This is a genomic window from Brevibacillus massiliensis (assembly GCF_000311785.1).
Taxonomy (GTDB): domain Bacteria; phylum Bacillota; class Bacilli; order Brevibacillales; family Brevibacillaceae; genus Brevibacillus_C; species Brevibacillus_C massiliensis.
Genome location: NZ_HE978542.1, coordinates 15,620 through 38,719, shown reverse-complemented (window position 1 = coordinate 38,719; position 23,100 = coordinate 15,620). Strand labels below are relative to the sequence as shown.

Annotated in this window: 16 protein-coding genes, 1 riboswitch and 1 other annotated feature; of the genes, 12 read left to right on the top strand and 4 right to left on the bottom strand. The window is 56.2% G+C overall.

What is annotated here, in order from left to right:
* Positions 1-85 precede the first annotated feature (85 nt).
* The gene (locus HGBM_RS15705; protein WP_019122043.1) at positions 86-3,199 is read right to left on the bottom strand and encodes a PBP1A family penicillin-binding protein; all 3,114 of its coding nucleotides are present in this window, start codon (positions 3,197-3,199) and stop codon (positions 86-88) included.
* Positions 3,200-3,416: 217 nt separating this feature from the next.
* Positions 3,417-3,638 (top strand) — a binding site (T-box leader).
* Between the two features lie 58 nt (positions 3,639-3,696).
* Between HGBM_RS15705 and tyrS the strand changes: the two genes are divergently transcribed.
* From tyrS to HGBM_RS15675, 5 genes are all read left to right on the top strand, one after another.
* Positions 3,697-4,959: a tyrosine--tRNA ligase gene (gene tyrS / locus HGBM_RS15695; protein WP_026074461.1), complete on the top strand. Its 1,263-nt coding sequence runs from the start codon at positions 3,697-3,699 to the stop codon at positions 4,957-4,959.
* Positions 4,960-5,037: 78 nt separating this feature from the next.
* Positions 5,038-5,143: riboswitch (TPP riboswitch) on the top strand.
* A 102-nt stretch (positions 5,144-5,245) separates the two neighbouring features.
* A complete protein-coding gene (locus tag HGBM_RS15690; RefSeq protein WP_019122040.1) occupies positions 5,246-5,854 on the top strand; it encodes a YkoF family thiamine/hydroxymethylpyrimidine-binding protein in 609 nt (202 codons plus the stop codon).
* Position 5,855: 1 nt separating this feature from the next.
* A complete protein-coding gene (locus tag HGBM_RS15685) occupies positions 5,856-6,455 on the top strand; it encodes an ECF transporter S component (RefSeq protein ID WP_019122039.1) in 600 nt (199 codons plus the stop codon).
* Positions 6,452-8,179 carry an ABC transporter ATP-binding protein gene (locus tag HGBM_RS27650; protein WP_019122038.1) on the top strand — a complete coding sequence of 576 codons (1,728 nt, stop codon included), beginning with the start codon at positions 6,452-6,454 and terminating at the stop codon, positions 8,177-8,179. The genes HGBM_RS15685 and HGBM_RS27650 overlap by 4 nt, the downstream gene beginning before the upstream one ends.
* A complete protein-coding gene (locus tag HGBM_RS15675) occupies positions 8,160-8,945 on the top strand; it encodes an energy-coupling factor transporter transmembrane component T family protein (RefSeq protein ID WP_019122037.1) in 786 nt (261 codons plus the stop codon). The genes HGBM_RS27650 and HGBM_RS15675 overlap by 20 nt, the downstream gene beginning before the upstream one ends.
* Positions 8,946-9,009: 64 nt before the next feature.
* Here HGBM_RS15675 and rpsD read toward each other — a convergent pair whose 3' ends face one another.
* Both rpsD and HGBM_RS15665 read right to left on the bottom strand, forming a co-directional pair.
* On the bottom strand, positions 9,010-9,606 hold the full coding sequence (gene rpsD, locus HGBM_RS15670) for a 30S ribosomal protein S4 (protein WP_019122036.1): 597 nt from the start codon (positions 9,604-9,606) through the stop codon (positions 9,010-9,012).
* Between the two features lie 250 nt (positions 9,607-9,856).
* Positions 9,857-12,121, bottom strand: coding sequence for a YcdB/YcdC domain-containing protein (locus HGBM_RS15665; protein ID WP_019122035.1), 2,265 nt, complete (start codon positions 12,119-12,121; stop codon positions 9,857-9,859).
* Between the two features lie 185 nt (positions 12,122-12,306).
* Between HGBM_RS15665 and HGBM_RS15660 the strand changes: the two genes are divergently transcribed.
* The 5 genes from HGBM_RS15660 (at position 12,307) to HGBM_RS30975 (ending at position 19,203) form a co-directional block, all read left to right on the top strand.
* A complete protein-coding gene (locus HGBM_RS15660; RefSeq protein ID WP_019122034.1) occupies positions 12,307-12,900 on the top strand; it encodes a histidine phosphatase family protein in 594 nt (197 codons plus the stop codon).
* 44 nt (positions 12,901-12,944) lie between these two features.
* Complete coding sequence (locus HGBM_RS15655) at positions 12,945-15,191, top strand: sensor domain-containing diguanylate cyclase (RefSeq protein WP_019122033.1); 2,247 nt, start codon at positions 12,945-12,947, stop codon at positions 15,189-15,191.
* A gap of 82 nt (positions 15,192-15,273) precedes the next feature.
* Complete coding sequence (locus HGBM_RS15650) at positions 15,274-16,149, top strand: hypothetical protein (RefSeq protein ID WP_019122032.1); 876 nt, start codon at positions 15,274-15,276, stop codon at positions 16,147-16,149.
* A gap of 361 nt (positions 16,150-16,510) precedes the next feature.
* Positions 16,511-18,997 (top strand): septation ring formation regulator EzrA, encoded by a 2,487-nt coding sequence (locus HGBM_RS15645; RefSeq protein ID WP_019122031.1) that lies wholly within the window; start codon positions 16,511-16,513, stop codon positions 18,995-18,997.
* Positions 18,997-19,203 (top strand): hypothetical protein, encoded by a 207-nt coding sequence (locus HGBM_RS30975; RefSeq protein ID WP_019122030.1) that lies wholly within the window; start codon positions 18,997-18,999, stop codon positions 19,201-19,203. Before HGBM_RS15645 ends, HGBM_RS30975 begins: the two co-directional genes overlap by 1 nt.
* Before the next feature lie 30 nt (positions 19,204-19,233).
* Here HGBM_RS30975 and HGBM_RS15635 read toward each other — a convergent pair whose 3' ends face one another.
* A complete protein-coding gene (locus HGBM_RS15635; RefSeq protein WP_019122029.1) occupies positions 19,234-20,529 on the bottom strand; it encodes a BaiN/RdsA family NAD(P)/FAD-dependent oxidoreductase in 1,296 nt (431 codons plus the stop codon).
* Between the two features lie 140 nt (positions 20,530-20,669).
* Here HGBM_RS15635 and HGBM_RS15630 point away from each other — a divergent pair, with 140 nt between their 5' ends.
* Together HGBM_RS15630 and HGBM_RS15625 are read left to right on the top strand one after the other, a co-directional pair.
* Positions 20,670-21,878, top strand: a complete 1,209-nt coding sequence (locus HGBM_RS15630) for a polysaccharide deacetylase family protein (RefSeq protein WP_218917000.1) — start codon at positions 20,670-20,672, stop codon at positions 21,876-21,878.
* A gap of 136 nt (positions 21,879-22,014) precedes the next feature.
* Positions 22,015-23,091 (top strand): M42 family metallopeptidase, encoded by a 1,077-nt coding sequence (locus HGBM_RS15625; RefSeq protein WP_019122027.1) that lies wholly within the window; start codon positions 22,015-22,017, stop codon positions 23,089-23,091.
* Positions 23,092-23,100: the final 9 nt, after the last annotated feature.

Here is a 23,100-nt window from a genome sequence, read left to right as displayed (position 1 = left end):
TCGGCAAAGCGAATATTCAGAAAAACGTCACCACATGGAAAAACAGGCTGCCACGTATGCCTGGCAGCCTGAACGAGATGTGGATTTAGCGAGCGCTGACGTTTCCGCTTTGCGGGGACTCCCCGTAACTGTTGATGGCAGTGATGCGGTAAACGCCGGCATTTGCCGATTTATGCAGGTAAGTCGTGGACGATACCGTATCCAGCAGCTGGAATCCTGCAGCCGGATCGGTCGCGTAGTAAATGTTGTAAGCGACAACGTGATCGCTGGCCGGATTGGCCTTCCAGGAAAGCTGGAACCCGCCGTTCGCTTTGCTGATCGCTATCTGCTTGGGCGTCTCGGGAGCACGTGCAGGGCCGGCCGGATTGGACGGCTCCGGCTCGCCGGGGGGGAGATCGGTGATGTCCGGGATATCGGGCACCTCCTGGCCGGGCTGCGGCGGTACTTCCCCTGGCGGCGAAACAGGTATTTCCCAGGTTCCCGCACTGGCAGAAGCGACGGCGGAAGGTGCAGATTCATTCCCCTCGACGTCGACCGAGGTGACGTAGTAGCCGAACGGACCGCCTCCGCCGGAAGCATCCTGATAGGTCGTCACTTTCGGGTCTTTTACCGTGGCCAACTTGGTAAAAACCCCGCTGGCATCGGCGCGATAGATGCGGTAACCCAGCAAATCCGCTTCACCGGCCGACTTCCAGTTGAGCGTCAGCTGCTTGTCGCCCGCCGCAACCGTAAGGCCGCTCGGCGCGCTTGGCACACTGCCGTCACCTGTTCGCGGATCTTCTTTTTCCGGCAGGCGGCGCTCCCAGTCCGCGGGTCGTGCCGCTTTGGGATTCTTCGCTAGAACCTCGTCAAGGTTGGCAGCCGCTTTGTCCGGGCTCTTGAAGAACACGCCTTCCGAGACAAAGTCGTCAGGTGTTCCTTCTTTCGCCAGATACCGCTTGTTGTCAAACTGGACCACTTTTACCTTCTGGTGCGAATCGTCCACTTTTGTCGGGACGAATTGGCGGTTGAACAAATCGGTGATCAAGTCGCCGCTCTCCTTGGACAGCTCGCTCGGCAAAAGCCCTGACTTGCTGTCTACCGTCAGGCTGACGATCCCGCTTGGCCGCTCAAACTTGTCTGTCGGCGATGCGAGGTCAGGTTTCTTTTCCAAGACCTGCTTCATCACTTTCCCCCAGATCTCCATCGGCCGCCTGGACGCCGAACTCGGCAGCATATAGGGATCGTCATACCCCGTCCATACTCCCATCGACAACTCCGGGGTATAGCCGACAAACCACAAGTCGTAAGAGCTGTTGGTCGTCCCCGTCTTTCCGGCCACATCGACGCTGCGCGGAACAAAATTGCGGACGCTTGCGCCCGTCCCGGAGTTGACGACGGTTCTCATCATATCTGTGATGAGGTAGGCCGTCTGCGGGCTGAACACCGGTACAGGCTGCGGGGTGTGCTGATAGACGACCCGCCCCTGGCTGTCTTCGATGCGTTCGATCATGTAAGCGTCGATGAACGTGCCGCCATTGGCAAACGTCGCATAGGCATTGGTAATCTCTTCAGCGGTCAGCCCGTAGGCAAGTCCGCCGATGGCTCCGGTTGCCGCGTAATTGTCACTGTCGGCGAGCGTGGTTACGCCCATTTTCTTGACGTACTCCAGTGCGGTCGGGATGCCAACCTGCAGATAGGTCTTGATCGCGGGCACGTTCCACGATTGGCGCAGGGCTTCCCGGGCGCTGATGACACCGCGGAACTTGTTGTCCCAGTTCATCGGCAGATGGCTGCCCTTGGTTCCGTCGGAGAGCAGCAGCGGCGAGTCGTCAATGGGCGATCCGGGCTGCAGGTACCCCAGCTCGAAGGCGGGAGCGTAAGCGGCAAGCGGCTTCATCGCCGATCCCGGCTGGCGGGGGGCAGTCGCGTGGTTGGTCTGCTCCACCTGGAAGTCGCGGCCTCCCATCATGCCGAGGATCCTGCCCGTCTTGTTCTGAATCAGCATGGAACCTACTTCTTCCAGAGCGTTTTCGATCTTCTCGGTCTTGCCGTTGGAACGGCGCACCGTATAGCTGATGTTCTTGCCGAAGTTTTTCGGATCGGACGCGATCTGCTCCATGATGTCGTTTACGTCTTTGTCGATCGTGGTATATACATGGTAGCCGTTGCGCAGCATTTCCCTGCGCTTGTCCTCCGTCATCTGGCGGTATTCGTTGCTGCCGACGCTGGACTTGTCACGTCCTTCCTGGGCGAGCTTCGTATCGACCAGAGCCTTCGCAGCCCGCTCCTCGATCTCCATCATCAGGAAGGGGTGTTTGCTGTAGGCTTGCGCCTCGGGCTTGGCCAGGTTTGCCTTGAGATCAGTGTTGAGAGCCTGATCGTACTGCGCTTGTGTGATATAACCGTTTTCCAGCATGCGGTCCAGCACGGTTTTCTGCCGCTTTTTCCCGTTGGCGTAGCCCTCGCTGGAAAAGGGCGAATAACCGATCGGGTTCTGCGGTATTCCGGCGAGGTAACTGGCCTCAGCCAGCGTGAGATCCTTGACGTCCTTGTTAAAAATCCCCTTTGCGGCCGCTTGAACGCCGTATATGTTAGATCCGTTGGCACCTTTGCCAAAGTAAATCTCGTTTATGTAGGCTTCCAAAATCTGGTCCTTGGAAAACATCTGTTCAATTCGCAAGGCGTAAAAAATCTCTGTTGCTTTGCGCTTGTGGCTTACCTCCTGCGAAAGGATGGTATTTTTAATCAACTGCTGGGTCAAGGTGCTGCCGCCGGTCACAACAGGCTGATGGGTGAATTCCTGGTAAGCGGCCCGCAGCGTTGATTGAAAGACAATGCCGTGATGCTCGTAAAAGTACTTGTCTTCGGTAGCGATAATGGCATTGATCAAATAGGGCGACACCTCTGATTTTTTTACGACGCGGCGGTCTTCCCCCCCTGCCCGCAACTGCCCGATCAGCGTACCGTCGTTGTAGTAGGCAAAGCCGGTCTGGTAGACGTTGAAGATCTTCTGCTGAATCTCTTCGCGGCTTAGCACGGGTTCGTCCTTCACCAGCGATGCCACGTAGCCGGCGACTACTCCTCCCGCGGCGACCACGCCCATGCAGCCGAGCAGAAGGACTACTTTCAGGACGGTGAAAATCGGGTGTCCCTGTCTGTTCCCCCGGCGTCGCTTGCGCTTGGTCTTCCCTGCGGCAGGCGCTTGGTTTTTCTCCATATATGTACGTCCCCTCCTAGACAATCACAAGAATTATACCATACACTGGCAGTCGCCAAAATACCGTATTCGGATGGTTTTTTGTACATTCGAAAAAGTTGAATTTGGCTGAAGGCTGAATTTGGCTGAAGGCGGTCCATATCCGTTCTCGGAACAATGCCGGGCTTGTTGACACTGCAAATTGTCGGTGGTAAGATCGTAGGTAACTTCATCAACCACAGACGCGTTGAACGGCGACAGTAGCGAGAGGGCTGACGATCCAAGAGAGCTGGTGGCAGGTGCGAACCAGCATCGTTCCTTTGGCGAAGTACACGCCGGGAGCGGTTCGGCAGGCGCCGGACGGAAGCAGACCGTTATTCTGTTTAAGCGGGAAGTCGGCATAGGCAAGCGAACCGATTTCCAATTAGGGTGGTACCGCGAGTCCAATCTCGTCCCTATGGGGGCGGGTTTTTTTGTGTTTTAAACAAATGATTCTGCTAGCAGGGAGCGAAAAGAAGATGGCAAACAACGAGCAAGTGAAATTGACGGAGGAACAACGCCGGGAGGTGGAGCGGCAGCTTGAGGTGATTCGCCGCGGGGTTGCAGAGATTATCCCGGAAGAGGATTTGCGAAAGAAGCTGGAGCGCTTTGTCACGACCGGCGAACCGCTGCGGGTCAAATTGGGGCTTGACCCTTCTGCGCCTGACATCCACATCGGCCACACCGTGGTCCTGCAAAAACTGCGCCAGTTCCAGGAGCTGGGCCATACCGTGCAGTTGGTGATCGGCGATTTTACCGGCCGCATCGGCGATCCGACAGGCAAGTCGGAGACCCGCAAACAGTTGACGGAGGAACAGGTGAAGGCCAACGCCGCTTCCTACGTGGAGCAGTTCGGCAAAGTGCTGGATGCGAGCAAAATGGAGGTAAACTACAACTCCACCTGGCTGTCGCCGCTTACCTTTGCCGATGTCGTCGAACTGGCGGCGAAGACGACGGTCGCCCGCATGCTGGAGCGTGACGACTTTGAGAAACGCTACCAAAGCGGGCAGCCGATCTCCATCCACGAGTTTTTCTACCCGCTGATGCAGGGATATGATTCCATCGCGCTGAAGAGCGACGTGGAGCTGGGAGGAACGGACCAGAAGTTCAACCTGTTGATGGGCCGCCACCTGCAAAAAGAATTTGGACAGGAACAGCAGGTGATCCTGACGATGCCGATTCTCGAAGGCCTGGACGGGGTGCAAAAGATGTCCAAGAGTCTCGGCAACTACATCGGAATCAGCGAGCCGGCCAACGAAATCTACGGGAAGACCATGTCCGTACCGGATGAGCTGATGGTGAAGTACTACGAACTGGCGACCGATATTCCGATGGAGGAAGTGGAAGCGATTCGCAGCGCTCTGGCGGACGGCACCCTGCATCCGCGCGATGCCAAGATGCGGCTGGCCCGGACTTTTGTCCGCATGTTCCACGGCGAGCAGGCCGCAGAAGAAGCGGAAAATCACTTCAAGACGGTATTCCAGCAAGGCGCTCTGCCGACCGACATCCCGGAGGTCACAGTCGACCCCGCGCAATATGCGGACGGCAAGGTGGGTATCGTCAATCTGCTCTTCGACGTCAAGCTGGCCGCCAGCAAAGGCGAGGCGCGCCGCAGCGTCCAACAGGGGGCGGTAAAGGTGAACGAACAGAAAGTGACGGATATCGATGCGCTGATCGAGCTTGCGGAAGGCATGGTGGTTCAGGTCGGCAAGCGCAAGTTCGTCCGGATCACGCTGGCGTAAAAACCGCGGCCGTACCCTCTTGAACTTCTTTGACAGGTTTGTTAAAGTCTACGGTAGCAATAAAAAAACTGCATACGTGAAATACACTAGGGGTGCTCTTGCGGGCTGAGATGGAACGCTTTGTTCCGATCCCTTACTACCCGATCTAGATAATACTAGCGTGGGGAAGTGTAGTCATCTGTCAAAAAGGTTGGCATTTGCAAGCAACCTCGCCTGATCGGCTGCACCTACCCGGGTGCAGTTTTTTTATTGCCAAATAAAAAAATTTGGCGAGGAGACGTGAGGTATGGCTGCAGAATGTTGTGGAACAAGCAGGATTGTCGGATGCAGGTTTTCCCTGTATCCGATGTGCGATCATTTCGTAGAGGTAATCCTGGATACGCTGCAGGAGGTGGACACGTCAAAAGTGTGGATGATGACAGACGATGTCAGCACCTGCATCCGCGGCCGGGCTGAACACGTGTTTGACGTGGCCAAGGCGATGTTTGTCCTGGCTGCCGACAGAGGGATTCACGTGGTATGGAACGGAACGTTTTCGGTTGGCTGCCCTGGGGATTCGCAGCAAGACGCATATCTGGAGGTGGATGACGTCAGGCTGAACGAACCAAAGTTGGCGGATCGCTCAGTCCCGGCTGCCGCGCAGTTCGCCCTGTATCCGCTCGGTACGGCTGACTACATGTCGGTCATCTACGATCAGGTAGAGCACTGCAAAGAACTCGGCACCTATACCAAGGGGATTCACTACGCAACCCGTCTGGACGGCGATGCCCGGCACGTGTTCAAAAGCCTGGAGGAATCCTTTGCCCGGGCGCAAGAGAGCGGCGCTTCCCATGTGGTGATGACGGCGGCGGTGTCTGCAAACAGCCCTTCGCGCCAAAACCAGGAGGCGAAGTAGGATGAGCCGTTGGAAGCTGAAAGAGATCGTGATGATGTCCGTCCTGTCGGTGGTATTCGCCGTCATCTATCTTTTGTTTTTGCAGCTCGGCAATGTTTTGACCGGCTTCATGGGGCCGATGGGGTATGAGGTGATCTTCGGCATCTGGTTTATCGTGTCGGTGATCGCGGCCAACGTCATTCGCAAGCCGGGAGCGGCGTTGCTGGCGGAAGTGGTCGCCTCCATCGTGGAACTATTGATCGGCAACGCCGTTGGACCGCGTCTGATCCTGTCCGGCTTCATCCAGGGAGTTGGTGCCGAACTGGTATTTGCCGCTGTCCGTTACAAGCGATTTGGCACGCCGGTTCTGATGGCGGCCGGTATGGGGTCTGCCGTGACCAGTTTTATCTGGGGATACTTCATTTCCGGCTTTGCCGCCCTCGCCCCCGGCTATGTTGCAGCCATGTTTGCCGTTCGCTTGATTAGCGGTGCCTTGCTGGCCGGCCTGCTGGGCAAGTGGATCTGCGATGCCCTGCTCAAGACCGGGGCGCTGCGCGGCTTCGCTATCGCTTCGGCCGAGCGGAACCAAGGACGGGCAGGGCGGGGAGAGAGCCTGGCATGATCGGCGTTCGCGATTTGACCTTTCGCTTCGCCGAAGGGGAGGCTCCTGTACTGCACGGGGTCAATCTGGACATTCAGCCGGGAGACGTGCTGCTTTTGCTCGGACCGAGCGGTTCGGGCAAAAGCACGCTTGCCCTCTGCCTGAACGGGCTGTATCCCGAGGCGGTAGACGGCGTTCTGGCCGGGAGCATCACGCTGTCGGGGCGAAGCCTGAGCGAGTATCGCCTCGGAGAAGTTTGCCGGGAGATCGGCGTCGTGTTCCAGGATCCGGAGAGTCAATTCTGCATGATCAGCGTCGAGGAAGAAATTGTCTTTGGTCTGGAAAACCTCGGGATGCCGCCGGAGGCCATCGAGAAGGTCGCGGGGGAGACACTGGATTTGTTCGGCTTGACGCCTTACCGTCGCGCCCCGATCCATTCCCTGTCTGGCGGGATGAAGCAAAAACTGGCGCTCGCTTGTGTCATCGCGATGAAGCCGCGTATTCTCATTCTCGATGAGCCGACGGCCAGTCTGGACCCCCACTCGGCACGGGAGTTTGTCCGGCTGGTAAAGCGACTCCATCATGAGGAAAAACTGACTGTCATCATTATCGAACACCGGTTGGACGAATGGATGGATGCGGCGAACCGCTGTGCGCTGCTTGACCGAAGCGGTTCACTGGTGTTCGAAGGCGATCCGCGCTCTGCTTTCGCTTTTTTGCAAGAGCGCCCTGATGCAGAGGGAGTCTGCTTGCCGGAGGCGTACAAGCTGGGGCGGGAATGGATGGCGAGAGGGATTTACCGGGGATCTCTGCCGCCGATTACAGAGGGCGAGCTGGTCTCTGGGGTGGGGCATCCCGCCATGGCGGAAGCGTTATTGGATCAGCAAGAAGCAGACTGGAGAGCGGAACACAAGCGTTCCCGCGGCGGGATGAAGCCTGCAGGTCCGCCGCTTCTTGCGGCGGAGCGGCTCGCGTATGCCAGAGGCGGCGTCCAGGTGCTGGAATCGGTGGACCTTTGCCTGTATTCCGGGGAGTGGGTGATGCTGGCCGGGCGCAACGGGGCGGGCAAGACGACATTGGCTGGGCTGTTGGCCAACGTTTTGCCGCTGCAGAAAGGGCGCATCTGTTTTGCGGGGAAGGAGTTGGAGAGCTGGAATGAATCTGCGCTGCGGCGGCGGATCGGCTATGTGTTTCAAAATCCCGAACACCAGTTTGTGACTGACAGCGTCTACGAAGAGATTGCCTTTTCCCTGCGGCTGCTGCAGTGGACGCCGGAGCAGATTGACCACAGAGTAGCCGAACTGCTGGAGTGCTGCCGCTTGACGGGGGTGGCCAAGGCCCATCCATTCGCATTGAGCTTCGGTCAAAAGCGCAGACTGAGCATCGCTGCGATGCTTGCGAACCACCAGGATTTGTTGATCCTCGATGAGCCGACGGCCGGCCAGGATGCGCACTCGACCGAAATGTTGATGTCGCTGCTGCAAGAGGTGACGGGCCAAGGCGGCAGCGTCTGCATGATTACGCACGACATGAATCTGGCGGATCGCTACGCCGACCGGATTGTTCTTTTGGATGAGGGCCGGATCGCCTTCGACGGGCCGCCGAACGAGCTTTGGTCGCGGCAGGATGAGCCCTGGAAGGCGGCACAGCTGCTCCCGCCGTTTCGCTGGTCGCTGCGCAAGCAGTTCCAGGCTGCGGCTGATGCGGGTTCAAGGAGGGAATGCCATGCGGCTGCAGGAGATTAACCCGAGCGTCAAAGCGGGTGCAGTCGTCATCGCCATTATCCTGCTGGCGTTCGCCTTTGATCCGGTCACGCCGCTGTTGGTCTTGCTGGGAAGCAGTGCAGCCGCATGCCGCTTCGGAGGCGTTTCGGTCAAAAAGTGGCTGCTCTGCCTCAGCCCGTTTCTGCTCATCGCCATCGGCTACGTCTGGTCGGCGATGCTGTTCGGGCGCGTCCCGTCCGGTGCACATGCCCAGATCCTGTGGAGCTTTGGACCGCTGCAGGTGACTGCTGCCGGAGTGTCCCGGGGGATTTCCCTGGGGCTGAGAGTGATGTCGTTTGCGGCGCTGTCTCTGCTGTTCGTACTGACGACAAGCCCCAGTCACTTTATGTTCAGCCTGATGCAGCAATGCCGCTTCTCTCCGAAAATCGCATACGGAATTTTGGCAGGGTACCGTTTTTTGCCATTGCTGAAGGAGGAACTTGCCGTGATCCGTACGGCTCATCGGATCCGCAGAATGGGGGTAACAGGCGGCTGGGCCGATCAGGTGAAACAGCTTGGCCGTTATGCGATCCCCCTGCTGGCGAGCGCGATCCGCAAGGCAGAACGGACGGCGATGGCGATGGAGTCCAAGGGATTTACCGGCAGCAGGCAGCGGACGTTTTACCTGCGCCTGTCTGTAACGGCAAAAGACTGGCTGTTTCTCGCGGCGGTCGTCGCCTTCGTACTGGTCAGTTTTTATATCTCGGGAAGATTAGGCCAATTGTCTTGGTACAGCGGGGAGTTGTAAAAAGAAAGTCCTCAGAATCGCCTGCGGGCAATTCTGAGGACTTTCGTGTTGTTGTATACGGCCATTAACGGCTGTAAAACTCGACGATCAGCGTTTCATTGATTTCTGCCGGCATCTCTTCACGAGAAGGCATGCGGGTGAAAGTACCCTCCATTGCATTGTCGTTGAAGGTGATGTAATTCGGCAGGAAATTGCGGTTTTCCACAGATTCTTTTACAATAGCCAGGTTGCGGGATTTCTCGCGCAGGCTGATGACATCACCCGGTTGTACGCGGTAGGAAGGGATGTCTACCTTCTTGCCGTTCACCAGGAAGTGACCGTGGTTCACCAATTGGCGAGCTGCCGGACGGGTAGGGGCGAAGCCCATGCGGTATACGACGTTGTCCAGGCGGGACTCGAGCAATTTCATGAAGTTTTCGCCGACGACGCCAGGCATTTTGGAAGCCTGCTCGAAGGTGCGGCGGAATTGTTTTTCGTTGATGCCAAACATATGGCGCAGTTTTTGCTTTTCTTGCAGCTGGATCCCGTATTCGCTCAACTTGCGGCGGCTGTGGCCGTGTTGTCCGGGCGGGAAGTTGCGCTTAATGTCTTTTCCGGTTCCGTCGAGGGAGATTCCCAGGCGACGAGCCAACTTGTGGCGAGGTCCTGTGTAACGAGCCATGAATTCATTCTCCTTTAATGTGGATTCGTAGGTGTTTACTTCCAGAAGGTTAGTTCCATCTTTAACTACACGAACGTCGGACGGTAGCGTTTCCGCATCGTGCTCCATTTAGGGAAGTCAGCCGCTGCCTAAAGGGATGAAACTAAGAGGGTTCCTCCCGTTTTTACCTACAATCAATGCTACCCTGACACATACAATCAATAGTATACGCTTGCCCCCCGGAAAGTCAAGGAGAAATTAGTGGACACCCTTAGTAAGCGATGAAGGGAAGTCTCTGACTTGACAGTTCGTTTCTCTTCTCCAGGAAGCGGGAGAAGGCAACGGCGGCATCGGCGCGGGAGACGACACCTTGGACATTAAACTTCTGATCCTGCGGCGTCATGATCCCCAGTGTGGTGACGATCGCGATCGGTCCGCGGTATTTGGAATCCTGCACGTCCTGCAGGTCGGTTTTGAACATCGAGTCATAGGTTGCCAGCTTGGAGTATCCCAGTGCCCGCACCAGCATCTCTGCCAGTTCCCCGCGAGTAATCTGTTCATCCGGCTTCAGTTCTTTTTGCGACTTGTCGACCAGACCGCTGTCTACCGCCGCCTCGACGGATGCGAAATAGGGAGAGCCGCTGGCCACGTCGCTAAATGTCGCTTTGCGGTTGGCGTACTGGGCTCTGTAGAAGGAACCCTGATTCATACTGATGATCAGCATCTCGATCATTTCGCCGCGGCTGATCGGCCTGCTTGGCATCAGTTTGCCGTCGATCAGGGAAATGGCGTCGTATTCGTACATCAGCATCAGCTCTTGTTCGGCAGGGTGGCCTTTGATGTCAGTCGGCATCTCTTTGTGCAGGACAATCGGCTTGCCGGTTTGTTCGCTGACCCATTCGCCGGATTGCGCATCGTAGAGGTACGATTCCTCCGATGGAGTCACATTCACCCGGTAGACCAGTTTGGCCCGGCGCGGGGTGTTGGGGTCGACCGCTTCGCCTTTTTTCATCCGGTTGATCGTATCAACATCCGAGTAGAACATGTAAACCGGTTCCACCTGGCCTTCTTTCAACCACGCTTCTGCCGCTTCATCCGGCTGCTTGTGAGCCGGCAGGTTGCTCGGGTAGGTTTCGTTCCCCCAGTTGATGTCGTAGGAATTGATTTCGCCGGTCCGGACGTCAAAGTGGACATACGCGCCCCCCGTCGCTGCTTGAATGCCGTTGACATGGCGTTGGAATTGGACATAGGCCCATTCGGAGCGCGGGTCGAACCCTTTTTCATCCTCGTTCTTGGTATAAAACAGCTGCGAGGCAACGGATGGAGACCACTTGCGGATGGTTTCCATCGCCTTTTCCTTGGCCTGCTCGACGGTCAATTTGCTTGACTCTTTGGTTTCAAGGGGCCGTATACTGTCGGTCGAATAGGACATGATGTCACCGGTGGTTGCCGAGATTGACACGTACAGGGCTTTCTTTTCCTCCGAGTCCTTTCCTTTGGCAAACTGCAGACTCCAAAAGGGGGTGCCGCGGTAATCGTTCTCCGAGTAATTGGCCCCCTCCAGTTGGTAACCGGACAATCCGAGTACAGACTCAGCCATCTTGACCGCTTCCGCCTGGTTGAGCTCGCCCCCTCTGTTCCGCTGACTGAGCGGGTTCTTGCTGACCGCCTCCGGGGGAGCAGCTTGTTTCAGCGGCTGCATCATTTGGTTCAGCGCTTCTCCGGTTTCCGCATCCACGTAAAAGGTAAAGGGGTTGCGGTAAGCGAGACGGGCCGTCTGTTTGCCTGACTGACGCTCCCACGGGATGAAGAAAATCGGTTTGGCGGCGGTGTTTTTTGTAAACTGTTCCAGCGCAGCTTCTGTGCTGATCGTGTCGGCAGGTTTGGCAAACTGCGCCCGATCATCCCAGTTCAGCCCGTAATTGGTCACCTTGCCGGCACCGTTGACCGTAATGTCGATGCCGTTGTCCAGGACAGCGATCCCGTCGACCATCCGAACGTAATGGAACGAGTGATAGACGTTGGGGCCAAGCGGAGTTTTTGGTGCAGGACCCGCAGTATCCAGTTTGACCTGGCCTGCACGCTCGGACGCGACCTGCTGCAGGTACCGCTCCGCCACTTGCTGGGCCTCCTGCCGGGAGATGCGTTTGCCGGTGGAGGATTGATTGTCGCTGTCATCGTACGAATAATAGCTCGTCAATTCACCTGTGTCGGCATTGACGCCGACACTGATCGAACCGCTGCCCCGCTCCCCTTTGTCGTTTACCTTCGTCCATTGAAAGGACCACTCGGGGAAGGGGCGCCAGGGATCGGCGGAACGCAGGTAGGTGTCTGTCAGTTTGTAATCATCCGGCGGTTGGGCAAAGCGGGTGGCTGCTGCCAGTGCCTGCGTCTTGTTCAGCTTGACGCTGTTCACGGAAACGGCAGCCCCTGATGAAGCCGAGGTTGAGGCAGACTGGGCAAAGGCTGTCGTGGCGGGAAGCGCCAAGGAAGCTGACAGCAAGATGAAGCAGGATTGTTTCCAGAGTTTTCTCATGAATGTCCCTCCCTAACAGCAGAGTTTTTTCTACTCCTATGGACGTGTAAGAAGTTCGTTTGTTTCAAAGGAGCGAATTTTCTTTTTTCCTTCAAACCTCTTTTTTCGACAAAAAGAGGTTATAGCAGTGCCCGAGCCAATCCCTTATAATAGTAATGATATGTTTTACATCGGGGGATCTGCACGTGAGTACAACCATCTACTTTATCAGACACGGAGAGACTGAGTGGAACAAAGCGCGACGGATTCAGGGACATAGCGACATCGCCCTGACACCCGCGGGCATCGAACAGGCTGAACGACTGGCTGAGCACCTTGCCGGACAGGCGTTTTCCGCTGTTTACTGCAGTGATCTGCAGCGTGCATACGAAACGGCCAAACGGGTGGCTGAAAAAGTCAGTTGCCCTTTGTTTACGCTGCCTGTCCTGCGCGAACGCTGTTACGGGAAACTGGAAGGCCTTTCTTATGAAGAAATCAGGAAGAAACTCAAAAATCCGCAGCAAGACGAAGCGCGCTTTGGCATCGAGCCATTCGAAGCTATGCAAAGGCGCGCCTATGAATGTCTGACCTCATTGGCAGAAGCTCATCCGGGCGAAACGCTGGCGGTAGTCAGTCACGGCGGTCTGATCAATTCGTTCCTTCATTACGTCTCGGGCGGTGCATGCGGGACGGGCGTGACGCGGCTTGAGAATACTTCGATTAACGTACTGCGCTACGATCAAAAGGAATGGGAAGTGTTAAAGGTAAATGACATTCAGCATTTGCGAAAATCCGGCTGAACGGTTCTTGGGCGGGAAGAGCGGAAAAGGAGAGGGGGGATTATGTGGTCATCAACAAAAAAATAGTTGGAAAAATAGAAATAGCCTTTACATACATGAGCCGCTTTTTCCTGCGTACTTGGCAGGAACGCCACTCCGGCTTCCTCTTCCTGACCGACAGGGATGGTCGTGTGTTGAAAGCTGCGCCGCTTAAAAGCAGACAATCCTGGACGCCGTCTTTGCCGCCGATAGCCGTCGGAGTAAATCTTGCCGAAGGCGGCGACACAGCCGTGGCCCAGGCGATCCGCAGCAAGCAGGTTGCCGTAAAGGCTGCGGACAGCAATCTGTACTGGGGCGTGGTACCGCTGCTTGGCGACGACGGTAGTGTGTGTGCGACGATCGGCATGGTGGTTCCCCCTGGAGGGAATCAGTTCGACATCGCCGGTTGTCTGCTCGGAGTCGAATCGCTCCTGAGCCTTGGCTATGAAGCTTACCTGGATCAGGCAGCAGCCGAGATCGTGATGTACGCCAGCCAGTGCGACCGGGAACGGGATATGGTCAAGTATGTGATCGAACACGTGCAGGAAAAAATTGGGAAAGGGTACTGCTCAGCAGCCAAATTGGATGAAAATGGATATGTCATGCCGGGCGAATTGGTCTGCACGGACCAGCGGGCCCATGATCTGCTGAGCGAGTACCTCTTCCAAAACAGCATCAAGTGTACTGAGCAGGTAAACGAGAAAAATGGTCACTTGGTTTTAATACCCGTTTTCTGCGAGGATAAACCACTTTACGCATTTTTTCTGCACGAATCTTCTGAGCAATGGTTCAGTGGATTTGACGAGCAGGATGCCGCTTTCCTGGCGAACGTGGGCGAAAAACTGAAAAATGTGCTGCTGCGGGCAGTCACTACCGGCGACATCCTGAAGAAGGCCCAAAAGAAAGACATGCTGTACAGTTTGACGAGAAAGATGCTCGCATCCATCGATGTCAACGATGTCCTTACCGAGATCATGGAGAGTGTCGGCCAGCTCTACCCCGGCTTCGAACTGGATATCTATTTGACGGTCGATACCAATACGACATTGCCGGTAAAACAGCTGTCCTTTCAAGACGAAGCCTGCGATTTCAGCAGCAAGGCGTACATGCAGGGAAGCTTGATCGTCGGCAGCAAACACATCTCAGGCAGGCAGGTGACGATCGTGGCAGCGCCGCTGATGGGAAAACAGGGCATTTACGGCGTGCTGCAGTTGACTTCCGGAAAACTAGTTGAGATCGATGACAACGGGATGGAGCAGATCGGCATTTTGGCTGAAACGGCCGGAACGGCCTTTGAAAATGCGCAGTTATATCAGCAATCCCGCAATCTCATCCGCGAGCTTCGCTTGATCAACGAAATGGCCAAACAGCTCAATCGCAGTCTGGATGTCCAGGAAATCCTGCGGTTCGTCACCTCGCTGATGCTGGACAACTTTGCGGCCGAGTACTGTGCCATACTGGAAAAATCGGATGATTGCTTCACTGTGCTGTCCAGCTCTTTGCCGGAACAGATCGGCAGGACGATTTCTGTGGAGGAATCGCTGCTCTCCGAGATTGTCCGGGACAAAGAGCCGATTATTTTGGCCAGTCCCCGCCCGGAGTCGGGGGAGTTTTCGCTCATGCCATACGCTTCTTTAATGGCTGTTCCACTGCTGCATGAAGCAGAGGTGGTCGGTCTTTTGCTCGTCCTGGATTCGCGCCGGAATTTTTTTGGCTTTGACGATTTTAAACTGCTGCAGATCTTCGGCCAACACACCAGTCTGGCGATGACCAATGCCCTGCTGCACAGCGAAGTGGAGCGGATGGCCATAACGGACAACCTGACCGGATTGTTCGTTCGCCGCTATCTGGACGAGCAGATAGCGGCATCTTTGGAGCAGGACAGTTTCGGTTCGCTTATCCTCGTCGATATCGACCTGTTTAAAGAGGTAAACGACACGTACGGGCACCAGATGGGTGACGAAGTGCTGGTTCAGGTAGCAGGCCTGATCAAGCAGAATATCAGGGAGGGCGACATTGCGGCGCGCTGGGGGGGAGAGGAGATGGCGATCTACCTGCCCAACGTGGATTTGTTGACTGCGCTCAATATAGCCAACCGCATCCGCAGCCGCGTTGAGACCGAGACAAAGCCGCAGGTGACGATCTCCAGCGGCGTTGTGCAGTGGGATCGGACCGTCCAGAAAGAGATGACGGTGAGCAGGCTGTTTCATTTGGCCGACCTCGCCCTCTATGAGGCGAAAAACAAAGGCAGAAACCAGATCTGTCTGGCATGACGAACAGCATGGGCGGATCATGACTTGGAATAACCCTCCTGTCCAAAGGAAACCCTAACAGCAGGACAAGGAGGGAGCCGCGATGAAACAGATGCGTAACGGCATTTGTCTGATTCTCGCCCTGGCCGTTATCGCGGGGTGTTCACAGGTGAAAACCGCGCAAAGTCCAGAGGCGGAATTCAAGCAGGTGCGGAACCAGTTTCTCTCGGAGAACAGCTATTCATTTTACGGGACGACAAGGGCGCTGACGGGAAATACAGTGGATGCCAGCCCGGTCAACTTTTTCGGGCACAAGCAGGGATCGGATATGGTGCTCAATGTCAACATAGCGGATCCTGATCAGAAGCACTCGAAAAACATGTCGCTTTTATCCCAAGGCCGAAACCTGTACGTCAAACAGAGCAATCAGCAGGAGTGGGAACCGGTTGGCGATGATCATGTCGGTCTGATCCAGGAGTTTGCCAACTGGAATCCGATAACGACCTTTCTGCAAATGGACGATATGAGGGCGATGGTGCTGCCTGTTCGCGATCGCGTGCAAACGGACAACATACAAGCCATGCGGGTAGTGCTTAACTCAGACAAGCTGAAGGAACTGCTCGCCAGGCAGTTGAAAGATCAAGCAAGCAGTCGAGTGCAATCCGTTCATCTTCCTAAACAAAAGTTGGCCTGGCAGCTGTCCGCACGGGATTGGCGAACGAATTCCAGCGGGGCCCACATCCAGGCAGGGCAATCTCACCGCGACATCGACGAACTGCTGAATAACATGGTGCTGGATGCGGAGTACACGCTTTATTACGACAAGACAAGCAAGCTGCCAACCCGCACATTGATGAGGATTCATTCCCGGTACGATCTGAACGGTCAACGAATCTATGAGCACTCGGAAGTAGACACCTATCTGCAAAATTACGGCAAGACCTACCGCTTGCCCAATCCGGCCCAAAAACAAAAGTGACACCAGGACAGTCAAGCGTCTTTCTCCCAACAGGAAGGCGCTTTTGTTGTTGCGGGGAGCGAAGCTGCAGAAATAGCTGTCGAATATGCGAGAACGGATGCTTTTTTTGGAGGGAAATCTGTACTATAATATATAAGATCTGTAAATGAATCTGGGAGCCGGCGCGTGGAAGATACGGTTCTCTTCCAGACTGCCGGCAGTCTTTTCCAGGTCAAAAACGCCCGTGCCAAAACGGCAGCGGGTATCTCATGACATTCAGAGGAACGTGACGATTTAGGCGAACGTCCGTCATACATAAGTGCAGTACCCACTCATCCTTCCTGACGACAGGGAAGGCAAGTTGTCAAAGGGGTTGTCTACCGTGAAACAAAAGATACTACTGCTCGTCACAGCGGGAGTTCTCTGTTTTTCCCACGCTGCGAAAGCAGCGCCTTTTCCAGAAAAGACTGACGCTGTCGTCCAGGACGCCACGGGTAGTTTTCAACAGCAGGATCGTCAGAATTTTTCCGATTACGTTTCACAGCTTGCTGGGGAGTACAAGGTGGTCGTGGTCAAAAGCACCAAGCCGGAAGCCGATTCCCCTGACGCCTACGCCGGGCAGCTGTACGACAACTACAACTTAAGCGAAGACACGTTAATGATCGTTCTCGATATGGAAACACAAGAGTTGGGGGTATATCCCGGGCCCGCCTATGAGGCGAGGGGCGCAACGATGGATATGCTTCACGACATGGTCAAAGCTTACTATGAGCCGTATCGCAACCAAAAAAGGTATTTGCCCGGCATCGAACTGTTCGTCACGGAGGTAAACCGCGAGCTTGAGCAGATTGCTGCCGGCAAGGGAACGACGGGCACGCCGGGCAGCGCTGATTCTGCCACCCCGCCAGATGATGAAAAGAAAGTGGAGGACAAGCAGTCTCTCTGGAGCATCGTGCCCTGGTGGGTCTATCTGATCTTTCTGTTGATCGTCGCGGGAATTGCGGCGATGATGTTCGCCTTTGCCCGCCGCCGCCTCTATTTCCAGGTGGACGATGTGGAGGACTGGAAGGACGAACTGGTGGAAAAAATCAACGCGATCGATTTGGAAAAATCGCTCCGCCACGCCGCTGGATCGACCGAGGAATGGTACACGCAGCTGATCAACCGCAAGGAAAACCTGCTGCGTGTCCGCATACCGGATGTGGAAATGATCATTTTGGATGCGGAGGAAGCATGTTATCGGATGCGCTTCGGCCAGGCTTTGGACCTGCTGGAGGAAGGGCGAGAACTGCTCGAGTCGATAGAAGCAGAGCTGGCCGAATTAAAGGCAGAGACGGCAAAGGTCGCCACGGCAAAAAAAGAGAACAAGTCGGCCATTCCGGAAATCGGCAAGCTGCTGGAGAGCGTGGAACGAAAGCTGACCAATGTCCGCCTGGATTACGGGCTGTCATTTCACGAGATGAAGGCGGCCTTGGACGAAGCGGAAAAAAGGCGCTCCGAGGTGAAGCGGGCGCTGGCCAGCGGCGATGAACTGAAAGCGTATGAGATCAGCGTGAGCACTCAGCAGCAGTTGACGGCCTTATCGGAGTCGCTGGAAAAATTGCCGGGGCTGTATACGCGTGTGAACAAGGAACTGCCCGAGGATCTGAAGCAGTTGGAAAACGACATCTTGGAGCATGCTGGCAGCGGATACGATCTTGGCCGAAGTTACCTCGACGACTCCCTGCTGCAGGTGAAGCAGCTGCTCATCGCGGCGAGAACCGCTTTTGAAGAAGGAAATGTACAGCTCGTCGAGACGCATATCAAGGCGTTTGAAATCAAGCGCGAAGCCGTCTACCGCAGCTTGGAGGAGAGTGCGCTGCAGCAGCGGGAGGCCGCGGCGGCAGTGCAAGCGGCACCCGATGCGCCGGTTGGAAAAGTGCTGCCAAGGGATCTCGGGAAAGTCCCGCAGGAAGCAAGAGGCGAACCGGCGGTGGAGGAGCCGGGATCTGCAGCCGAAGCTCCTGCGGTAGAAGAACCCGCAGCCGAAACACCAGCAGCCGATCTGCCGCTCGCAGCCGAAGAGCCGGCCATTGAAGAGCAGGTGGAAGCAGAAATGGCGGAGGAACCGGCGGAAGCACCTGCAGCAAAACCAAGAGAGGAAGCTCCAGGGATCTTCGTGCCCGGGCCGGGAGTGGAACGTGAGGTAAATCCAGCCGATACCACAGCGCAAAGGCACGGGAAACAGTCTGTTGCCAGACCCTCCCGGGAACCGGCCGGCGAGCCCGCAGAAGAGGTTGAGTATGAACTGGTAATTCCGAAGAACAGTGAGCCCGCGCCTGAACCTGAGCCGCCGGCGGAGAAGCAGGCACTGTCCGTGTACCACTTGATTCTCGAAACAGAGGATGACGTCCTCGACGAGATGGAGCGCATCTCCGGCTCATTGGTTCGGATCCGCCAGCAGATCAAGCGAAGCTACCTGCCGGGAGTTCCGGCCAGCGTGTTGATGCACTTTGACAGCGTGGTGCAAGCGCTGGGCCGCGTCAAGATTGCCATGGAGCGGTACAACTACAGCATGGATGAAATCGCCATCCTGCTGCGCGAAGCCAATGAAGAACTCAGGCTGACGGAAAAATCGGCAAAAGAAACGATCTCCTACTGCCAAAAGGCAGAGGGAGCGATTCAGTATACGAACCGCTACCGCCGGCACAACAGGCAGGTGGACGAGCTGCTCGGCAAGGCGGAGCTGGCCTTCCGCGATTTGCGCTTCCAGGAAGCGATGCAGCTGGCTGAGGAGGCGCGGCTGGTCGTCGAAGGAGAGCCGGAGGAAGAGCCGGTTGCCGCAAGCCGCTGGCTGCTGCGGAAAAAGCAGAAGGGAGCGGGGAATTAGTGCCCTTGTTTTACCCGGTATTCCTCATCCTGATCGGACTGCTTGTGATGTGGCAGCCGAAGACGAAAAGGTGGCAGCGGCGCATCTCCGCGCACGTGGGCGGGGATCAAAGACGGGTAAAATCGCGCGCCAATACATTCTTTTTACTCGGCTTTTGCTTTGTTCTCTCAGGATTTGCCCTCTTGTATCGGGCGACAACCCAGTAGAGTTGAAAAAAGTCTCTCACCGCCAGCCGGTCAGAGACTTTTTTCTGTCTTTCCTTCGAGCGCCATACGAGCGCTGTGGTATCCGGCTACATAACCGGAAGAGAAGGCGATCGTGATGTTGTAGCCCCCGGTGTGAGCGTGGACGTCCATCACTTCACCGGCGAAAAAGAGTCCGGGCATCAGCTTGGACTGCATCGTCCGGGGATCAATCTCTTTCACTGAGACGCCTCCGCCCGTGATGAAAGCTTCGGAAAGCGACAGCGTGCCGGTTATCGTCAGGGGAAAGCGTTTGATGGCTGCGGAAAACTTCTGCCAATGTCGCTTGGACAGATGGTCATAAGTCATTTCCTCGGGAATATCTGCCAGCTTCAGCAGGAGCGGAATCATGCGTTCCGGCAGAAAGCCTTTCATGACGTTTTTTACCGCCTTTTTCGGCTGATCCGCCATGCGGCTCCAGCTCTCGGCAAAGATCTCATCCTGCGTTTTATCCGGCATGATGTCGACCGTGAGGGACAGCGGGACCTGTCCGACCGAACGTTGTGTGACCGAGACGTAATGGCCCATCCGCAAAGCGGCCGGACCGGACAGGCCAAAGTGGGTAAAAATCACGTCTCCTGTCTGTGTGCTCACTTTTTTCCCCTTGGGATGGTAGAGGGTCAGCACCACCTCGCGCAGCGACAGCCCTTGCAGTACCCTGTCCCGGATGAAAGGGTCGCTGGCCACCAGCGGCACCTCGGTCGGGTACAGGTCGGTTATCGTATGTCCGGCTTCTTCCGCCCAGCTGTATCCGTCCCCGGTGGATCCTGTCTGCGGGACCGAGCAGCCGCCGACGGCGATGATGACACAAGGAGCAAGCAGAGTTTCCCCTGATTTTAGCTGGATGCCGCGGACGCTGCCCTGCTCGTACAGCACACGCTGGACCGGGCTGGCAAGGCGAAACGTCACCCCCTGCTGCCGTACCTTGTCGATCAAGGCGCCCGCGACAGTGGACGCTTTGTCCGTGACGGGAAACATCCGGCCGTGATCCTCTTCCTTTAAAGCCACCCCCAGCCCTTCAAAATAGCTGATGATGTCTTGATTGCCGAACTGGGCAAATGCGCTGTGCATAAACCGCCCGTTGCCTGGCATCATCTTGATCAGTTCGTCCAACTCTTTGGCGTTGGTGACATTGCAGCGCCCGCCTCCGGAGATGATCAGCTTCCGCCCCAGCTTCGCTCCCTTTTCCACCAGGCAGACAGCAGCTCCCTCAGCAGAGGCCGAGGCTGCCGCCATTAACCCGGCCGGCCCGCCGCCGACGACGATCACATCGTAGTTGCTCGTGTCCATTTTACAACCATCCTTTATACCTAAATGCAATTGGTACTATCATAGCGCAAAAGCAAAACGCTTTCCAAGGAGGACGAGTGAAAAAATTGTAACGGCGACCCGGTGCCTTTCGTCCAAATAGGCAAGAGAGGGTGATGGAGATGAGACATTTTGGGGCAGCCTCTGCACTGATCGGGGCGCTCTCTTTTGTGCTATTGACGGGATGTTCGGCAGCGACCGGAATGGGGGTCGATACTCCGCAGCAGGTGCCGGAGCATCGAGAGCAGCAGCAAGCGGCGAGCGTGCCGCCTGATCCCGCGGAAACGCCGGCAAAGCCGCCTGAGCCGCAGGCGCCGTCAGAGCAGCAGGAGCAGCCTGATCAAGCGGCGGAAAATACGGAAGCGGAAGATTTGGTCGTCTACAAAGGACCCGTGGAACATATTTTTTTTCATCCCTTGATCGCCTACCCGGAACTGGCGTTTGACGGTGATGCGATGGCCAAGGGATATGACGATTGGTTTGTCACCGTAAAGGAATTTGAACGGATCATCCAGGCTCTCTATGAACACGATTACGTGCTGATTGACATTCACGCGCTGTACGAGGAAAAAATGGAGAACGGCAAAAAGGTGATCGTGCCCAAAGAGCTGCTTTTGCCAAGGAATAAGAAGCCGCTGATTCTCTCCATCGACGATCTCAACTACTACGATTACATGCTGGAGAACGGCAACGTGTACAGATTGATTCTGGATGATAATGGAAATGTTGCGACGTATTCGAAGAATCCGAAAGGAGAAGAGGTCATCTCCCATGATAACGAGATTATCCCGCTCTTGGATGCGTTTGTGGGGCAGCATCCGGACTTCTCTTTTCACGGAGCAAAAGGCGTGATTGCCTTGACCGGATACCAAGGGGTGCTGGGCTACCGGACCAACGAGCTTGATTCGCCCGGATACGAGTCCGTCAAGAAGCAGGCGCTGCAGGTCATCGCCCGCCTGAAGGAGACCGGGTGGACGTTTGCCTCACACGGCTACGGCCATCTGGATGCCGTTCGGGTAAGTTACGATCGCTTGGCCAATGATACCCAGCAGTGGAAAAAGGAAGTGGAGCCGCTGGTCGGACCTACCTCGGTCTACATCTATCCATACGGCAGCCGGGTCGAGACGGGCAGCGCCAAGTACAACTATCTGGTCAAAGCGGGTTTTCCCGTGCTCTGCTCGGTTGGACCGGCTCCCTATCTCAAACACACGCCCGATTCCGTCATGATGGACCGCCGGCACATCGACGGCATTTCGCTGAAAACCCAGCAGGATCGGCTAAAGCCGTTGTTTAACGCCGAAGAAGTGATTGACAGCGTTCGCCCCCGCTAGCGGTCAGACCTCGGTGCCATTCGCCGGGGAAGCCGCCCGGTTTGCGTGCCGTAAAGCCGGTTGCATTTGCCCTTCGGTTAGCAGATAATAAATGGTAGGTTTCCCAAGCTGGATCGTATCGAAGGAGGTTGTTCGCTTGACCGCTGATTTTCAACTGGAATTGTGGAAGCGGCTCACTGAGGCGCCGGGCGTTCCCGGTTTTGAAGGGCCCGTTCGCGTCATCATGCGGGAGTACATGGAAAAATACACGGATGAGATTACATATGACAATCTGGGCAGCATCTTTGGCGTCAAACGGGGTGACGAGCAGGGGCCGCGGATCATGGTGGCGGGCCACATGGACGAAGTCGGTTTCATGGTTACCCGCATCTCCGAAAAAGGCTTCCTGTCTTTTCAACCGCTTGGCGGCTGGTGGAGCCAGGTGCTGCTGGCCCAGCGCGTGCAGGTGATCACAGACAAGGGGCCGATCGATGGAGTGATCAGCTCCATTCCGCCGCACGTCCTGAGTGACGAGGTGCGGAACCGGCCGATGGAGATCAAAAACATGTACATCGACATCGGGGTGGATAACAAGGAAGAGGCGGAAAAAGCGGGCGTTCGCCCCGGCCAGCCGGTCGTTCCCGTCTGTCCGTTTACTGTCATGGCAGATGAGCGGAAGATCATGGCCAAAGCTTGGGACAACCGCTATGGCTGCTCCCTGGCGATCGAACTGCTGAAAGAACTGAGCGAGCATCCCGGCCACCCGAACGTCATCTACGCGGGTGCGACCGTACAGGAAGAGGTGGGATTGCGCGGCGCCAAAACGGCGGCAAACCTGATCGACCCCGAGCTGTTCCTGGCGCTTGATGCCAGTCCGGCAGGCGACATACCGGGAGTAAAGGACGGCATGGGCAAGCTTGGAGAAGGGCTGCTGATGCGAATTTTTGACCGGACCATGGTGACGCTGCCCGGCCTGCGGGATTTTCTGATCGACATCTGTGAAAGCGAAGGGATCAAGTACCAGTTCTTCATCAGCCAGGGCGGTACGGATGCCGGCGCGGTTCACCTGCATGGAAAAGGAGTACCCTCTGCCGTTATCGGCATTCCTGCCCGCTACATCCACAGCCATGCGGCGATCATGAACCGAGACGACTACGAAGCTGCCAAACGGCTGCTGATCGCCGTTGCGAAGAAGATGGACCGGGCTGCGCTGGATGCGATTCGCGCTCGCTAGAGGGACCGG

What these genes read in the sequence shown, in the direction of transcription:
- HGBM_RS15705 (WP_019122043.1), bottom strand. Translation starts at nt 3,199, where the DNA reads ATGGAGAAAAACCAAGCGCCTGCCGCAGGGAAGACCAAGCGCAAGCGA.
- tyrS (WP_026074461.1), top strand. Translation starts at nt 3,697, where the DNA reads ATGGCAAACAACGAGCAAGTGAAATTGACGGAGGAACAACGCCGGGAG.
- HGBM_RS15690 (WP_019122040.1), top strand. Translation starts at nt 5,246, where the DNA reads ATGGCTGCAGAATGTTGTGGAACAAGCAGGATTGTCGGATGCAGGTTT.
- HGBM_RS15685 (WP_019122039.1), top strand. Translation starts at nt 5,856, where the DNA reads ATGAGCCGTTGGAAGCTGAAAGAGATCGTGATGATGTCCGTCCTGTCG.
- HGBM_RS27650 (WP_019122038.1), top strand. Translation starts at nt 6,452, where the DNA reads ATGATCGGCGTTCGCGATTTGACCTTTCGCTTCGCCGAAGGGGAGGCT.
- HGBM_RS15675 (WP_019122037.1), top strand. Translation starts at nt 8,160, where the DNA reads ATGCGGCTGCAGGAGATTAACCCGAGCGTCAAAGCGGGTGCAGTCGTC.
- rpsD (WP_019122036.1), bottom strand. Translation starts at nt 9,606, where the DNA reads ATGGCTCGTTACACAGGACCTCGCCACAAGTTGGCTCGTCGCCTGGGA.
- HGBM_RS15665 (WP_019122035.1), bottom strand. Translation starts at nt 12,121, where the DNA reads ATGAGAAAACTCTGGAAACAATCCTGCTTCATCTTGCTGTCAGCTTCC.
- HGBM_RS15650 (WP_019122032.1), top strand. Translation starts at nt 15,274, where the DNA reads ATGAAACAGATGCGTAACGGCATTTGTCTGATTCTCGCCCTGGCCGTT.
- HGBM_RS15635 (WP_019122029.1), bottom strand. Translation starts at nt 20,529, where the DNA reads ATGGACACGAGCAACTACGATGTGATCGTCGTCGGCGGCGGGCCGGCC.
- HGBM_RS15630 (WP_218917000.1), top strand. Translation starts at nt 20,670, where the DNA reads ATGAGACATTTTGGGGCAGCCTCTGCACTGATCGGGGCGCTCTCTTTT.